Origin of the sequence: Undibacterium sp. Ji83W, from assembly GCF_049340385.1 — a bacterium.
Lineage (GTDB): Bacteria > Pseudomonadota > Gammaproteobacteria > Burkholderiales > Burkholderiaceae_D > Undibacterium.
Genome location: NZ_JBMPOZ010000003.1, coordinates 253720 through 269083, shown reverse-complemented (window position 1 = coordinate 269083; position 15364 = coordinate 253720). Strand labels below are relative to the sequence as shown.

The window sequence follows — 15364 nt, the reverse complement described above, 5'->3', positions numbered from 1 at the left end:
ATGAACAGGCTGTCCGATAACATGGAACCCAGCACAGAGCAATCACCCAGACGTGATTTCCTGGCAAAATCCTTTGCCGTTGCAGCAGGCTTGATATTGCCCGCTACGGCGGGTGCCGCAGCTGTGCAATTGTTCAGTCCGGATTACTACTATCCCGAAAAATCTGGTGAAGGACGCATACTGCGCCGCGTTTATTTAACGCGAGAGGCTTCAAAGTGGCATGCAGCGGAGCGTGCCGACTTCATCCTCTGGGGTAAGGATGGCCGTATCGATGCAGAAGGCTATAAGCGCCTGTGCTGGTTTTTGCGGGACGTCAGAAGTGCCAGAGTGGTCCAGGTAGATATGCGCCTGGCTGCCCTGATTACGGCAGTGCAAAGTCACTTCTGGTTTAACCAGGGCATACATGGTCATTACCACCTGACTTCTGGATACCGTTCCTGGGTCACTAATGATCAGACCGAAGGTGCGGCAGCAGATTCCGGACATGTATATGCAGGTGCGGCAGACGGCTGGCTGGATGGTGTAAGTGTGGAAGATCTTGCCGGCGTTGCCCTCAGCCTCAAGGCTGGCGGCGTTGGCTTATATAAAAAACGTGGGTTTGTTCACACTGATGTAGTGGGAAAGCCGAATTTATGGAAGGCATGATGTAATGCAAAAGAACCGCATATTAAAAAGTATTCTCATGGCATTGGGGGTATCGCTCTCCCTGTCGGCCATGGCTGCAACTGACTGGAAGAAAATCATGACGACGCGTGGCAACAAAGTCGTTAAAGAATTTTCTTCCCCATCAGGTTTCCGTGGTCTGGTAATAGAAGCGGGCGGCACCGAGAAGACCTTTTATGTGACTGAAAACGGCGACTATCTTTTTTCAGGCGAATTATTTGGGGAAGATGGCTTGCCGCTGTCGCAAAAGAGCGTTGCCCCCAAGTCTGCTCCGGACTGGAATCGCATCATGCAGGGCAAAGGTAATAATGTCGTCAAAGAATTCCGCTCTTCTTCAGGATTCAAAGGCCTGGTAGTCGAGCGCAATGGCAGCAAAAAGATTTTCTATATAACCGCCAATGGCAAATTCCTTGCGGCGGGTGAAGTCTTTAACTCTGCCGGTGGTTCTGTTACCAAAATCGAATTGGCTGAACAGGCAGGCATTGCCCAGGCAATCCCGGCAGCTCCTGCAATGGGCGCAGCGGGTGCAGTGGGGGCAAGCGAAGTCGATAAGACCATTGCTGAGCAAAACAAGATGCTCACATCCATCCGTGAGCTGGAAACTGTTCCTACCGAATTCAAGAACAAGGTTTTTGCCGCAGCAGAAAAATCCACTGCATGGGTAGAAGAGGGTAGTGGCAATAACATCGTGTATGTGATTTTCGATCCTATCTGTCCGCATTGCCATAAAACCTGGGAAATGCTGAGACCTTATGTACAGCGTGGACTCTTGCGTGTGCGCTGGATTCCCGTCATTTCATTGAGCGGCAATAATATGCAAAGCCCGTCAGCACAGATGGCAGCCTATTTCTTGTTGAACCGTGGTGAAACCGATATCGTCGAGAAAATGTTCACGAAAACCATCAAGTCGGTTGCTCCAGATGACAGGATGGCGCGTTCGCTGTCACAAAATCTGTTGTTCTTACGCGATACCAGATTTAGAGGAACTCCTCTGCTGATTTATCAACGTGGTGGCGAGCGCAATGCTTTCATTGTCCCTGAGCAACCTGAAGTCGAGCAGATCGAACGTATGATCAGGAAAAATTGAAACCAAATGTTTCCTGACTCTGGCTGTTGCTGATATTTAAGGCAGTATTTTGCATACTTCGGTATGTATATGAGCTTAAAAAAGCTAAAAACCAGGGCTGCAAAATTGCCTGGAACCAGTCATCCGGTACCACCTGGGTTTTGCAATTCATGTGGGCCAGATGAGCAGAGCTTCATAGTGAGGTGCCAGCAACAAACACCAGTATTAAAGGGAGGAGTAATGCAATCAGGAAGTGGCTCGCTACGTTGCTAATTGACTATTTTCATTTTTGTCAAGGGTGCTTGCAAATAGAAACAATAGCCAAACCACTTTGGATGCTGCGGTATAGGTTTGTTCACAACCTCTAGGTTAAGATATGAGGCTTAAACGCTTGCCAAGATTCCGTATTAGTTATTATTATTCTACGGCAACTTCCGTCTTTTTAAGCCAAAATTGGGATAAGAGAGTCAGCATTTTTCATCATGCGGACATTTTTACCTGTAACAATGAGGAGCCCATGAAAATGAGTGCCTCAGCCAAAAAAGACGGTGTGAGGTAGATATGTTGTACTTTTGGATTTTGGTAGTCGTATTGCTTTGCCTTGTTATATATGGCTTTGATCAGCAATCTGAACTTAACCCTGAAGCGGCCAGGCCGCGCAAGCTCATCATTGGTGTGATTATTTCGTGCTTGCGTTTTGTCCGTCAGTTGGGGAGGAACATCGTGCATGGCGTTAAGGCCGATGTGACTGGCTGGCGCTCTGGCGATCAGTTAAAAAAACGTGCACAGCAAGACCCGGAACAGAAAGATTGATCAAAGCGTTTTAGTTTGGAGCATTCAGTGAACAAAATCATGAATGAGGACTTGAAATCTTCAGAAACCGCAGCCCAGCCACTGACCAAGTGGGCGGACCTGACGATGCACACCTTACGTATGGTGGTTGCGTATGACCCTGATACCCAGAGTAAACGCCTGTGTTTGCTGGGCCCATTATCGCTGGCCCAGCGCCGCGTACTGGCTCGCGAAGACTTCTATGAAGAGCAGGGAATGTTTTTCAGGGATGAATTGAATTTTGGCCTGACACAGCTATCCAATATATTTCCGTATGTGCGTGCAGTGAATAAACATACCAGTGAAATTGGTGTGATGGCAAATGAACTGCCTGCTTTGCAGCAAGAATTAAAAAGAACAGCTGCCTTGCGCCCCACCATCGTTACCACGACACCAGGTGCCGAAAGTCTGCTTCAAGTACCATTAAGCCGTCCCGTACTTTCCATAGAGCCCGTACCATTTTCCAGCCGTTTTTCCAGTGTCCGCAGTTATCTTGGACATGCAGATTTCAACCGGCTCAAAAAATCTGTCTTTGTGCGGGCCGGATATCGCTGCGAAATCTGCCTTGAAAATGGTTTTGAACAAGGCCATCAGCATCCAGTTGAATGTCATGAGGTGTTTGAATATGACGAAACCAGGGGCACACAAAAAATCACTGCACTGATGAGTTTATGTCCGCGTTGCCACTCAGTTAAAAACATAGAGCTGAGCAGGGCAAAGAGTGATGAAGAATTTGAAGTCGCAATGACCCAATTAGCAAAAATCAATGGCTGGAGCAAAGCACAGGCATTGACGTATTACCAGCATGCCATGCATGTCTGGAAAGAGCGCTCGAAAAAATCGTGGGAATTGAATCTGGATATGCTGGACGGCACGGGCTTGCAGTTTCCCGGGGAGGGCAACAATACCTCAAAGCGCCCAAAGCGGGGTCGTGAGGTCGGTTCCAAACTGCCTTTTCTATCCCAGCTCCCATTGAATAGCATGAAGTTGTTTTCTATCGCAGGTGCCCAAACAGAGGGTTGAATTCCAGAGTTGTTAATGAGAATTTGCAAAACGCCATATACAGTCTTTTAGAATGTATATGGCGTTTTTGTTTTTGCTGACAGATTTGGCCTGATTTGCTTATAAGAACATGATTAGACCAATAATGATTTTTTCAGTTAAGTGCCACTTACAGTCATCAGTATACGCCTGCGGGCAAACGAGATTGGCGCGCTGCTGTATTACGGTTTGTATTTCTACTGTTCAGCACAAAACACCTGAATTCAAGATGTCACCCATGTCCTTCATTCATTTGGGGCAGGGATGACATCTTGCATATTATGAAGCGATTACTGCGCGGTGGACACGACGCTGCCACGTTTGGCAGCCATCTTGCCGCCAATCCCATTGACAACCTTACCGACCCCGCCCGCAGCCTGGCCACCAGCAGCATCCACGCCTTGATGGATATTGCTTGCTGTTGATTGCGCCTGAGTGCCAACGGAATCACTGCCGCCTATCCAGCGCATGATATTGTCCGGTCCGGTATTGATGATGCCAAACACAGTAATAATCATTTTGGTCGTTATGCCGGAATAGAGTATCAACGTTCCCAGTAAAGTCATGATGCCTACCATCGAGCCTTCAGTCATATTCGAAATGGATTGAAAGAAACCCTGATTGACGACAGTCATGATGGGCTTAATGAGCAACATGGCGGCAAACAGGAAGATAACCATTAATGCGGGACGTATCAGGATAGACAAAACAAACATGTAACCAGGTGAGCCACGGCCAGCGATATCGTGTCCTTCCGGGTGCATGTGCGCAATTGCCCAAATTGGAGCTGCAATGACAGCCTCAACAAATGAGATTAACCACCAGGCGACACCAGATATCCAAAATACATAGGGGAGCATGGGCAAAATTATCCCAAGGAACATCCCCATGCTCAGCATGATTCCTGTCAGGGCCGCCAAAATAATCGACATGGTGGTAGCATTGCCGGATTTTTCACCAAACGGTAAGGCACCAGAACCTTGCACCAGCATGACTTCACCAGCCACGATGGCAGTATCGCCAATTGATTTCAGCTGTATCAGGGGGTCCAGGCCATTTTTTCCGATTTCACCCACCATGGCAAACTTCAACATGCCTGTGGAGATGCCGTCAGTGATGCTATTCCAGGTTTTTCTGATATCAAATATATCGAATTTTGCAGGGGTGTTACTCTCTATCTTATTCGCAAGATCATTTGTTCCTATAATAGCTTGCTGGATATTGTTCAGAAAAACAGAGAACGCGGAATTCTGACTCTCGTTCTGCATACCTGCAATATTGGGGATGGTATAAGCGGTAGAAATAGAGGAATTGATCACATTTTGAATGGCATTATTCAAGTTGCCGATCTTCATGTAAAAAGAACCGGCGTGCAGCCATCCGGCATCTTCCATTTTTGCCTGCATTTGACTTACCCACAGAGCCTGAATGGAGCCATTTTTTAACAAAATTGCTTTCATGTGCAACTGAATTTTTGCTATCAAATCTTTTTCGTATTGCAGCTGGATGTCTGAAAGTGTGCTTTGGTATGTGCCACCCGGACCTGGAAGCATCACAACTTTGGAGGCATCCGATGACAGTAGCAAGGCATCAGCCATCTCTATGAGTTTGGGATTCTTGAGCATATTTTCGATAATTATTCCATGCTCCTCACGCATTTTTGCTTCAAAAGCTAACTTGTCCGCATCGTCAAACAAATTCACGGCTTCAAAACCGGTTACGTTGAATTTTGAGAATGGCTGACCGCTAGTATCTGCCAGCAATGTCTTGCAGCCTGTCTCGCTAGAGAAGAAATTGTCGCAACCAATCAGGGTGTTTTTTGCATTGGCCAGCTTCGTTATCAGACTCGATGCACTCCACTGTATGGTGCCGCAATAGCCTGCGCTGCCTGCGTCTTGCGATCCTTCGGCGGCGTAAATAATTTTTCCGTCCGTAACTTTAGGAGTGATTTTCATTCCATACATATCACCCGCCTGCTTGCAGGCTACCATCAGAAATACTTGTTTTGCAGTTTTATTTGGAGCCAGAAATGGGGGCGCGATAGAGGCTTGCTCACCGATATTCTTGTATGCAGTCTTCCAGATTGTGCTGCCCAGTCCAACTGCCTGTAATCCAGCCCAGATCAGTACTACTTGCAAGAAAGAATAACCTGCAACTGTGGGCAGCAACATTGCCATGCCGCCAGCAGTACGTAATGGAACCATCATGGTGTCCCATTTTTTGCCCAGCCACTCTCCATCCTTGGCAGTATGTACAGCCCCGCCAATATAAGTGTAGGCCATGATAATCATGCCAATGACGAGAACGCCAGCATTCATCGTACCTAGCAAACTGGAAAGGATGTGAGTGCCGTTGGAGGCTATGTTGCCGTCATAAATATTTTTCACGACGTCGCCGAAGATGTACCTCAGGATCATTATCGAATAGTCGTCAGCCCCTTTTGTGGGTACCCAGAAATTGCCTGCATAAGCACTCGTCACCTGAAAGAAATATAAAAGTGAAAGCACGGCATATTTACTAAAGTGTTTTGGTATCCGCATAGTTATCTCTTTAATGGCTGAATGCTTGTTGGCGACTCTGGCAATGTTCTTGTTGGGATGATTTCAAATCGTCCATACATCCCTAAATACTTTTAAATTGGTGTAATACGTTTTCTCTTGCGTGCCGTGGCGGTCGGCATACCCGGTCGGTCTGAAGGCAACTGGATGGCCGGCGTCAAATCCATAGCCTGACTGAAGGCTCGCTCGTGATAGCGTTTCTCGGTTTCACTGACCACTTTTTCACTCGGTTTCTTATTCAACTTCTTGCCAGGATTCCGCGGGTCATCATTGGCATCCAGCACCAATACCGGTTTTGCTGTCGGCACCCCATTCAGCGTCAAATGAGGCTGGTTCAAAGGGATGGTATTTGCATTGTTCGTATTTGGCTGGCCATACAACTCTGCGGCCATGTCAGCCACGTGCAAAGTTTGGGCAACCAACATGCCACCAACCGGACCCAGCAAGACATCGGCGATATGGTGAGCCGCCTCTATCACTTTGTGTTTTTGTAAATGCTCACCCAGTTCATCATCAGCCTCCCCGGCTTCGGATGTTGTTGGATTTGCACTCCTTAATGTTGATTGATTGATTGGTTGATTGTTCAAATTCACCGCCATTAAGTTTTTTACTTTCACTTTTTTAATTATTAATGATAACCTGATGGTAAAAACTCGACAAGTAAAATAATATTTTTAAAAAACTTATTACATGGAATGGTTTTTTGAAATAAAGTTAAAAACACAATGGTATTTTCTTTAAATAATTCTGTAGTTATAATGCGTCAGTGTTGTATTTTCTGGCATGGATAATATATGGTTGATTTAACAAGTAAAGGCTTGGAGAAGTACTGGAGCGAGGTTTCGCCCGGGGCACCCTATATTATTGGCGCAATGGATGCGACTGAAGATTGGGTGCTCGACATTGACGGTTCTCTGGATGATGAACTCGCGGCATTGATGCTGGCAATGCCGGATATGCTGTCGCTGGCTTTGCGCGCAGGAAAGAAGTCTGAGTTCATCAACGACTTCCTTGTCGTTATCGCTTACCTGCATTCATCCAAAGCCTTGCGCCTGGTGTATTGGCTCGAAACCGGGTTTCCTGAGCTTGAATTTGATTTCCTGCGTGAAGCCCATAACCTTTATGAGCAAGGTGGAGTAACGGCAATTGACCGTGTGGCGTTCAAGCTTTTGATGGACAGGCTGCGTTTCGCCAGAAAGACGGCTTTGTTGCAGACTGTATTTGCCCCTGAACGTATGGCGGCAGTGCAGGCGGCCATTGAACGCTGCGTACAGGTGGCATGATGAAGTTTATTTTTCACAAGCTGCTAATGATTGCCGGCCTGGCATGGATGGCGCTGCTGCCAGGATTATGTGTTGCAGACAGTATGTCTGGTGTGGGTGACCTGACTATTACTACTCTTGATGCGACTGCCCAAAAAACCCTGGAAGCAAATGGAGTGGTAGGTGCAAACCAGACCGATAACGCAAAGATCATATTGTGTGCGACCAAGGCTGAAAAAGCAGGTGATGATGGGCGCAAGGGCATGGCAACAACAATGACAACCAGTGACCATGTGCAGAAACTCAATGACAGTGTGAATGCTTGCCTGGCAAACATCCAGACGATTTCCGCTGCACTAAGTTTGCCAACCAGTTTTAATTTTACTCAATTGTTTGAGGCAATACTCAAGCAACTGATGGAGAGGCTGGTCGATGAAATCATCATGAAAATATGTGCTGCGGCGACAGGCGCCTGGAATTCGGCAGTTGGTAACGCGATAGATACCATCAATTCAGGTGTGAATCAATCAGGCATCAATACGTTTGGAAGTTTTGTCAGTGTAGGGCCTGCGCCAGTCAGCCCTGCACCCATGGCACCGCCACCAGCGAACCCACCTTCGGCTATACCGGGTTTGTAATCGTGCGCCGTGCTTGCTGCGTTGGGCCTGAAGATTTCAGGCGGACGCAGTAATTGGGATGCGGGGATGGATTTATATTAATTTGGCTCAGACAACAATATGAAAGCAAGGAGCTTAGAGATGCGAGAAATTGTGAAAAATGTGATTTGCCGATTGCTGATTGTATCAATCGGCATTATGCCTGTAATGGCGCGCGCAGATACTCCTATACCTGTAGGTGCGACTGGAAACGTGGATTCAACTTTGCCAGTATTCGATGCCAACACGCAGAAAACCATGCGGGCAGCCTCTACATACGGTGCCAGCGAAGCCGCAGGGAAGGCACAAAATGATTGTGATAAAAGAAATAAGAATGCCATCGCTGCTGCAGCGGAAGGGGTCGCAATAGCGGCTGCGCCTGGTGACCCGGTCAAACGGTTTAATGATTCCATCAATTCATGTCTGAATAATATCCAGCTGATTTCAGTGGCATTTAATTTGCCTACCAGTTTCAGTTTTACCGCTGCTTTTGAAGCGATCTTGAATCAGCTGATCGATAAACTGGTCAACGACATCATCATGAAAATTTGTGCTGCAGCCACAGGTGCCTGGAATAGTGCAGTTAGCAATGCAGTCAATACCGTGAACTCAGGTATTAACCAGTCTGGCGTGAACACTTTTGGCAGTTTTGTGAGTGTAGGGCCACCACCACCGAGTCCTGCACCGCCGGCATATTCACCGCCGCCAGCGGCTGCGGCACCTGCCAAATCACAATCGACGATCCCAGGTTTATGAGTAAAGGCGCTAAGCGATGAAAAAGCTAAATAAAAAATTGGTGGCAGGTGCAGTTATATGTGCAATTGCTTTTCCTGTTGCCTTGATTCCCTTGCGCGCTGACGCCTGTTGCGGCGATGGCGCGTTGGCGGCAGCCGGCGCAATATCTGCTGGTGGAACAGTCGCCGGTGCGGTTACGGCTGCTGCTACCGCGATTATTGCGGCAATGACGGAAATCGTCGAACTGCAAATCTTGCCTGAAATCTGGGGGGCTGGTGCCAAGGTCAAGGCTGCGGTTGAAATGAATGGTGCCAGGGCCAAGGTGCTGGCAGAAGGCAAGATTGCTGTCGATGGCGACATCAAGATCAATGAAGCCGCCGCCATCGCCCTGTTGAATATCAAAGACCCGATGTTGAACGGTCAGCGTAACTGTTATGACCTGGCATCCTCAAGCACGCTGGGTTCGGCTGTTGGTGGTGTTACTCCGGATTCGCAAAGTGTGCAGGAAAAAGTAAATTATTTCCGTAATGGCTCGTCGGACATCCGTAAAGAGATGGCGCAACGCTATAAGGACGATATGATTTATATGGATACCAGTGCGCAAACCAAGCGTTACTATCAAGCGCCGGTAAATGCCTCCAAGACGGTACTGGCATCTGCTGATAAACCACTGGATGATGCAGGTCTTATCGCGGCTTCGCGTTTTGCTGTCAATGTTGTCGGTGAGCCGCCGAATACGCCAAGTAATGTAGATGAGATTTCCAAGACAGCAGCTGGCAAACAATGGCTTTCGGCAAACAATACCTATGCAGCGCGTGCGTCTGTCACACTGGCAACGATGGAAAATGGCGCGATGATGCGCAAGGTTGATCAAAGTTTGACACCAGAATCCATGGGCGTTGTCGCACCCGGTATTACAGCATTGTCGCCCTTGCAGGCCATGAAGCTTTTTGTCGAAAACCGCTTTGTCGATCAATCCTGGTATCTGACTTTGTCTCAATACAATACCAATGGCTTGTTGCGTGAATTGAACAAGATGATGGCATTCAAGAGCTGGATGGATTATCAATCCTATGTGCAGCAAGAGCGGGTTGAACAAAATATGGCAACGCAAGTGGCGATATTGAATGAAATTGCTGTGAGCCTGAATCCGAACTACGCAAAAAATCGTGAATCGGCTTTGCGTGCAATCGGTACTACTCCTTAATCGCAATAAAAAGAGCGATCAAATTCATGCGCAATTATTTCAACAGACAGAAATCGAGGGACCCGGCTACCGCCAGGAAAACGAACTTGCGGCGTTATGCCTTGCTTTCCCTGAGTTTATTGTTGCTGCCCCTGGTCTTCATTTCAAAGCCGGCCTCGGCGGTTGTCTGTTTGTATGAATACGATATCATTTGTGAGGTATGGTCGCCAGAAATGTTGCTCGCCATAGGCGAGGCCACTTCAGCAATACTACTGGCAATTTCGGGAGCCGTCTCTGCGGTCACACTGGCTGTTGCCGGCCTGGTCAATTATCAACTGCTGCCAGAAACCTGGGGGGCAGGCGCAAAGGTCGCTGCTGCCATAGAACTGAATGGCGCACGCAATAAAGTTGAGAATGATGGCGAGGCCTCCATGTTGCAGGGTAAGTCTTTCCTGTATGGTACCCAGGTTGGACTGCCTGGCAGTACCCCCCGTGGCCCGCAGGAAGCTGTTGCTGCTACGCTGATCAAGGCGACAGGGACTACCATGCCCAGCAAGGTCTGTAATGAACTGGTCGCACAAACACAGGTGACCCCGCTGATTTCTTCCGGCACGGCGATTGCAACCGATGCGATGAATACGCGCCTGATCAACAGCATGCGCACATCAAGAATGGCCGATGCAGAAGCGAGTTACTTCCGACATTCAACCACCTATTGCACACTGTCAGACGTATTCAATGGCATTTGCGAAGCTGCTGCACCAGACCACCTGCAAAATCTGGATGTCATGCCACCTGGTTATATCAGGACAGGCGAAGCAAAAACCACGCAGCTGTCGGAAGAAGAAAAACGTGCTGGCATGGTTTGGTCTGAGAATGTCATGGGTATGGGAAATTATCCTGCGAGCGATTACAACGAAGACACCTATAACTCCGACGCCAGGAAAGCCTTCTCGGGTGGCAATAACGTCATACAGGCCAGGATGAGTACTGTGGCGCATTCCCTGAATTCACAAATCGCGCGTCGCAGCAAAGTCGTAGTGGCTTTCAATGCAGATAATTCTGCACGTGCCGATGTGGCAAGTCAGATTGCTGACGCCAATCCTAATCTTGATCCATCGTCGACAACAACGGGCTCAGCAGATACGAGTTCGCGCTGCGCTGCCAGTGCTGACTTTGCCAAGTATGAAAAAATGGGCAAGGCCGATGTGAATACGGCCATCAATAATTCCTTTGCCAATGGCGATTCTGGCACGCCTTTATTGCAATTTGGTATCTCGCGTTCTGCCTGGCATTACTATGCTTATGTAGAGTCGACCAAGAACCCGTCGGCTGTCAGTCCCGCGCATTATTACGGTCTGTATCAGATGGGCGCCGGGGCACTGGCTGACGTCGGCATGAGCGGCCTGCTGCCCGATCAGGTATTTGAGCCCTATCAAAACGGTATTGCTGCGAAAAAGTATGCGATAGCCAATATTGCCGCTTTTGGTGCCACTTTCCCGAATGGGGTGAAGGGAGTGCCACCAGTGTTTGTCTTGTATGGCATGCACAATATGGGTGCCTCTGGTTTTAAACAGATTTACGACAACATTACAACAGGTGCACCTTTATCTGATGCACGAAAAAAAGCCATACAGGGAAACATGAGCCCGCGCGTACCTCTGGAGCAAATCAATGGCCAGATGTATTGGGAGTTCTGGCGTAAGAAATTTGGCATCAACGCGTGCTGATGACGGTTTATAGAAGAGAAAAGAAGATCTGGTGATGTCATGAAAAAGAGCGTGCTTGCAATTGCATTGTTTGCCCTGGTTACCCTGGCTCAGTCTGGCCAGACTGCTGATGCTGTCAAGTTGGGACAGGAAGCAAAGTCAGCCGCAGGTGTTGAAAAAGTTATCGCCCTTGGCGGTAGTGGCAATGATGTTTACTGGGTCTCGACTTTTGTCCGTGCCGGTAATTGTCCAGAGAAATCTGGCAAATGTGCCAGTGATTCCATCAATGTACGTGGCCCTGGCGGCGTCATCAATATTGCTGTTGAGGATGCCAGTGCTGCTGGCGGATTTTTTTCCCAAACAAAAAATCAGGTAGCTGTGGTTTTACTTCCGGTTAACAAGGGCGGCTATGTGTATGCCTCAGCCGAGATTTATACCTTCACTGCAGACAAGAAACCACAAAGTGTACTCAAGACAGCCGAAGTGTTGCTGAATAATCTGGAAGGTGCTGCATGTGAGGGGAAAAAATTGTGTGCCGACAGTAAATTGACTGCCAGCTTCCCCGCTTCGGCTATGCCAGATTATCCAGATGTGGTATTGCGACAAACTGGAACAGCAATGAATCAGACAGGCACGGCCTTGGAAAAGCTGGACAGGACTTTTTCGTTTACTTTTGATGCCAAAACAAAACTGTATGTCGCGAAACGATGATGCGGGTGTTTTTCAATAATTTCTTGTTGCTGCTTGTCGTCTTGGTTGCTGCCTCTGGCAAGACACTTGCACAAACCAGTATGGGTAGTGAACCGTCAGAAAATAACCCCTGGTTTTCTTTTTATGTAATCGAAAAAACGACAAAGAACCAGACTGAAATAAATAAAAAGCTCCTCATGAAGGAGCCGGACGCGGTAAAGAAAATTGATACCTCGCTGGCTTATGCCTATCCCAAGCTGGCGGTTCTGCGTCCGGGTGGCATTATTGCCAGTGAACCGGATAAGCGGTACGCAATGATCTATAAGAAGATGGCATGGTATGCGGCAAATGATCAGGTGATATCAGCGCAAATACTGTTTTATACCGCAGTACGCTTGAAACAGGCAGACCAGAACAAAGGTGCGGTACTCGATTTACCTTACCTGACTTTGCATCACTTTATTTATAACAGTATTTGCGTAGACACCTCGCATGACAGTGAATATGACCAGTCTGTATGCAAGACTGTGCAGGCAGCAGCGGCACGCGCGCAGGGCGAATTGCGGAATGAAAAACTCCGGCAATATCTTAACTGGGCAGCACTGGGACTGGGCTTCGAAGACAAGATCGCCTATGAGGCTGGAGTATTTCTGATGGAACGTGAAAGTCCCACGCGCAGTGAAAAAGACACGATTAAGTCCATACTAAAACCATTGTTGAAAAAAAATGCAGGCTAAACTTACTCTCAGACCCTATCTGCTGGCAACTGCAGTATGCGCAAGCTTACTGACACAAAGCCTGGCGTCGGCAGCTTGCCTGCAAACTGTCATCAAGTCAGGGTCTCTGGTTGTCAGCAGCCCGTTTGGCTGGCGCTTTGATGCCAATCCCAATGGCCGTGGTAAATGGCAGTTTCACTATGGAACAGATTTCTCGAAGAAAGTATTGACTGATCCCATGGTAGTGGCACCTATAGATGGTACGTACCGCTCTATTGCAGGTACAGCTGGTTGTGGCAATATGGTGGTTATTTCCCAAGCAGATGGTTTCTCCACCAAGTTTTGTCATCTGAAAAGTTTCGAACCCGACGCCAGTGGCAAGGCCAGGTTGAATGGTTCTGCCATCAGCGTCGGCGACAAGATAGGCGTGCCTTCGAATACCGGCATCTTGCCTAACCCCGAACATATCCATCTGGAAGTAATTACCAAAGGTGATGCAAGCACCACCAAGGCATGGCGCATACCTCCGCCATTTTGTGGCGGTGTTTCTTTCACCTATCAGGCCGCCGTCGACAAGCCAGACAGAAAGCCACCCTTGAGTCTGATACGTCCCGCTGGCGTAACAGACAAGGACACCTTTGGTTCAGCCGGGACGAATTTCGACAAGGAATTTTACGATAAATACCTGGCACAGAATGCGGCAACAGGCACGATACCCAGTTCATCTGTTGCCACCGCCAATCCTGTTGCCATTGTTGATGCCGCAAAAATCGCCAAGTCTGGTGATAATGCTTCGCAGCAGCCTCTTTTGCCGGCACCGCTCACTGCAGAAGACATGTCCTTCTCGGAAATGATAGTTAGCGAAGCGAAAAAACGCTTCGGTTCAGAACAGTGGTATTCAGAACTGGCATTGAAAGGTGAATTGCCCTTGTACTATGATCTGGCAGTCATGACCGCCTATCAGATATATATGCAATATCAAAAGCAGGAAGTGGCTGAAAATATCGTCCAGTTATCTGCAACCAGAACAGCGTTACTGAACGAACTCGCAGTGCAGATCAAGGTCAAGAAATTGCGTGAGCCCGCATTGCGCGGCATTTCTCCTTAACTCTTAAACTTCGTCCTACGGAATCGGCATCAATGAGCCTGAACATCAGTCTTGATCGGCAACAGAATAAAAAATGGCATGCCAGCCATGGGATACTGCTGTCTTTCATGCTGGGCCTGATTTTGCCATTGCATGCACATGGGCAACAAACAAATGATCTGACGCAGATGGATAGTGTGAATACAGGCAAGGCGGCAGCGAATCAGCAAAAGAAAGAAAGTACTCTCGGTCTCTCATCAAAATTGAGTGCAGCTGATGCAAAGAAATATCAGGCTGCCATCGCCAGTATGGAAGGAAAGAATGGTGATGAGATTCTCAAATCTCTGCAGGCTGATAATGCCGCCAGGCTGGCGAAAATGCCACCGGAAAGACGCAAGCAGGTCGAGGAATATCAAAAAAAATATCTGTCTCAAATGGCGAATGGTGGAGCGGGTTTGCAGTATCAGTCTCTTGATACAACCATGGAAAAATTGCGCCTGCATTTGCTAGGACTGGATCGTGGTGATGGCAAGGTGATGAGTGCTCAACAAAAGCAGTACTTTGAACACAAGGAAGCACAAATACGACAGAAATACTTTGACCCGGTAAGCTACCAAAAAAATCGGCGTATGCAGGAAGACGCGGACGCCTATATCAAGAGTAACCTGGACATACAGGCTGAGTACGCTAAAAAGTTTGCGAATTCTCCTGGTCGTGCGTTGCAGACCCGGGCCGCGCCTGTGCCAGATGTATTGAGATCAAACTGGCTGGTGCGCAAGATGGCGACGGAAGAACCGGCTGCACTGATGCCCAAGGCGTCCACCATGCTGCCAGGTAGCGCCGATGTAGCCCGGGCACAAATTGACGATTTGTCGCGCCAGTTGCGCTCCAATAAGACAGTATCAGTGACTGAGCGCTATGGCGCAAATGCCCGCGTCATTAGCGAGGCTGAAGCCAGGAGCAAGCTGCAAGAACTGGGGAGTAATGGCAATCCAGTGGCAAATACCAATAATGTTCCCGTAACCGGGGCGACTGGCGCAAGTAAAGCACAGGCTGAAGTGCCTGCCCGCAAAGCTTCTCCCATACCCGGTCTTTAATTCTTCCTGCCAGCCTGGCGTGAAAGCCAGGTACTTTTCATCCTGAGCTAGCCCGCATCATCTCCAC

15 protein-coding genes are annotated in these 15364 nt (G+C 48.2%); 13 read left to right on the top strand and 2 right to left on the bottom strand.

Annotated features, from left to right (window positions below; genetic code table 11):
• From ACO0LD_RS07980 to ACO0LD_RS07965, 4 genes are all read left to right on the top strand, one after another.
• A complete protein-coding gene (locus ACO0LD_RS07980) occupies nucleotides 1-645 on the top strand; it encodes a YcbK family protein (protein WP_423005465.1) in 645 nt (214 codons plus the stop codon).
• A gap of 4 nt (nucleotides 646-649) precedes the next feature.
• Nucleotides 650-1750, top strand: a complete 1101-nt coding sequence (locus tag ACO0LD_RS07975) for a hypothetical protein (protein WP_423005463.1) — start codon at nucleotides 650-652, stop codon at nucleotides 1748-1750.
• Between the two features lie 540 nt (nucleotides 1751-2290).
• Nucleotides 2291-2542 carry a hypothetical protein gene (locus ACO0LD_RS07970; protein WP_423005461.1) on the top strand — a complete coding sequence of 84 codons (252 nt, stop codon included), beginning with the start codon at nucleotides 2291-2293 and terminating at the stop codon, nucleotides 2540-2542.
• Nucleotides 2543-2569: 27 nt separating this feature from the next.
• Nucleotides 2570-3583: an HNH endonuclease gene (locus tag ACO0LD_RS07965; protein WP_423005459.1), complete on the top strand. Its 1014-nt coding sequence runs from the start codon at nucleotides 2570-2572 to the stop codon at nucleotides 3581-3583.
• Nucleotides 3584-3891: 308 nt separating this feature from the next.
• Here ACO0LD_RS07965 and ACO0LD_RS07960 read toward each other — a convergent pair whose 3' ends face one another.
• On the bottom strand, nucleotides 3892-6141 hold the full coding sequence (locus ACO0LD_RS07960; RefSeq protein WP_423005457.1) for a DotA/TraY family protein: 2250 nt from the start codon (nucleotides 6139-6141) through the stop codon (nucleotides 3892-3894).
• 92 nt (nucleotides 6142-6233) lie between these two features.
• Nucleotides 6234-6746 carry a hypothetical protein gene (locus ACO0LD_RS07955; protein ID WP_423005455.1) on the bottom strand — a complete coding sequence of 171 codons (513 nt, stop codon included), beginning with the start codon at nucleotides 6744-6746 and terminating at the stop codon, nucleotides 6234-6236.
• Nucleotides 6747-6953: 207 nt separating this feature from the next.
• Between ACO0LD_RS07955 and ACO0LD_RS07950 the strand changes: the two genes are divergently transcribed.
• From ACO0LD_RS07950 to ACO0LD_RS07910, 9 genes are all read left to right on the top strand, one after another.
• Complete coding sequence (locus ACO0LD_RS07950; protein WP_423005453.1) at nucleotides 6954-7442, top strand: hypothetical protein; 489 nt, start codon at nucleotides 6954-6956, stop codon at nucleotides 7440-7442.
• Nucleotides 7439-8059, top strand: coding sequence for a hypothetical protein (locus ACO0LD_RS07945; RefSeq protein WP_423005451.1), 621 nt, complete (start codon nucleotides 7439-7441; stop codon nucleotides 8057-8059). The genes ACO0LD_RS07950 and ACO0LD_RS07945 overlap by 4 nt, the downstream gene beginning before the upstream one ends.
• Before the next feature lie 231 nt (nucleotides 8060-8290).
• A complete protein-coding gene (locus ACO0LD_RS07940) occupies nucleotides 8291-8833 on the top strand; it encodes a hypothetical protein (RefSeq protein WP_423005449.1) in 543 nt (180 codons plus the stop codon).
• Between the two features lie 16 nt (nucleotides 8834-8849).
• Nucleotides 8850-10019: a hypothetical protein gene (locus ACO0LD_RS07935; protein ID WP_423005447.1), complete on the top strand. Its 1170-nt coding sequence runs from the start codon at nucleotides 8850-8852 to the stop codon at nucleotides 10017-10019.
• A 26-nt stretch (nucleotides 10020-10045) separates the two neighbouring features.
• Entirely contained in the window at nucleotides 10046-11728 is a 1683-nt protein-coding gene (locus tag ACO0LD_RS07930; protein WP_423005445.1) for a hypothetical protein, read from the top strand.
• Between the two features lie 39 nt (nucleotides 11729-11767).
• A complete protein-coding gene (locus ACO0LD_RS07925) occupies nucleotides 11768-12418 on the top strand; it encodes a hypothetical protein (RefSeq protein ID WP_423005443.1) in 651 nt (216 codons plus the stop codon).
• Nucleotides 12415-13134, top strand: a complete 720-nt coding sequence (locus tag ACO0LD_RS07920) for a hypothetical protein (protein ID WP_423005441.1) — start codon at nucleotides 12415-12417, stop codon at nucleotides 13132-13134. The genes ACO0LD_RS07925 and ACO0LD_RS07920 overlap by 4 nt, the downstream gene beginning before the upstream one ends.
• Nucleotides 13124-14221: a M23 family metallopeptidase gene (locus tag ACO0LD_RS07915; RefSeq protein WP_423005439.1), complete on the top strand. Its 1098-nt coding sequence runs from the start codon at nucleotides 13124-13126 to the stop codon at nucleotides 14219-14221. Before ACO0LD_RS07920 ends, ACO0LD_RS07915 begins: the two co-directional genes overlap by 11 nt.
• A gap of 32 nt (nucleotides 14222-14253) precedes the next feature.
• On the top strand, nucleotides 14254-15297 hold the full coding sequence (locus ACO0LD_RS07910; RefSeq protein ID WP_423005437.1) for a hypothetical protein: 1044 nt from the start codon (nucleotides 14254-14256) through the stop codon (nucleotides 15295-15297).
• The last annotated feature ends 67 nt before the right edge of the window (nucleotides 15298-15364 follow it).

Excerpts from the sequence above, each read along its gene's own strand:
- ACO0LD_RS07925 (WP_423005443.1), top strand. The coding sequence starts at position 11,768 with ATGAAAAAGAGCGTGCTTGCAATTGCATTGTTTGCCCTGGTTACCCTG.
- ACO0LD_RS07980 (WP_423005465.1), top strand. The coding sequence starts at position 1 with ATGAACAGGCTGTCCGATAACATGGAACCCAGCACAGAGCAATCACCC.
- ACO0LD_RS07975 (WP_423005463.1), top strand. The coding sequence starts at position 650 with ATGCAAAAGAACCGCATATTAAAAAGTATTCTCATGGCATTGGGGGTA.
- ACO0LD_RS07970 (WP_423005461.1), top strand. The coding sequence starts at position 2,291 with ATGTTGTACTTTTGGATTTTGGTAGTCGTATTGCTTTGCCTTGTTATA.
- ACO0LD_RS07915 (WP_423005439.1), top strand. The coding sequence starts at position 13,124 with ATGCAGGCTAAACTTACTCTCAGACCCTATCTGCTGGCAACTGCAGTA.
- ACO0LD_RS07920 (WP_423005441.1), top strand. The coding sequence starts at position 12,415 with ATGATGCGGGTGTTTTTCAATAATTTCTTGTTGCTGCTTGTCGTCTTG.
- ACO0LD_RS07930 (WP_423005445.1), top strand. The coding sequence starts at position 10,046 with ATGCGCAATTATTTCAACAGACAGAAATCGAGGGACCCGGCTACCGCC.
- ACO0LD_RS07950 (WP_423005453.1), top strand. The coding sequence starts at position 6,954 with ATGGTTGATTTAACAAGTAAAGGCTTGGAGAAGTACTGGAGCGAGGTT.
- ACO0LD_RS07960 (WP_423005457.1), bottom strand. The coding sequence starts at position 6,141 with ATGCGGATACCAAAACACTTTAGTAAATATGCCGTGCTTTCACTTTTA.
- ACO0LD_RS07910 (WP_423005437.1), top strand. The coding sequence starts at position 14,254 with ATGAGCCTGAACATCAGTCTTGATCGGCAACAGAATAAAAAATGGCAT.
- ACO0LD_RS07945 (WP_423005451.1), top strand. The coding sequence starts at position 7,439 with ATGATGAAGTTTATTTTTCACAAGCTGCTAATGATTGCCGGCCTGGCA.
- ACO0LD_RS07935 (WP_423005447.1), top strand. The coding sequence starts at position 8,850 with ATGAAAAAGCTAAATAAAAAATTGGTGGCAGGTGCAGTTATATGTGCA.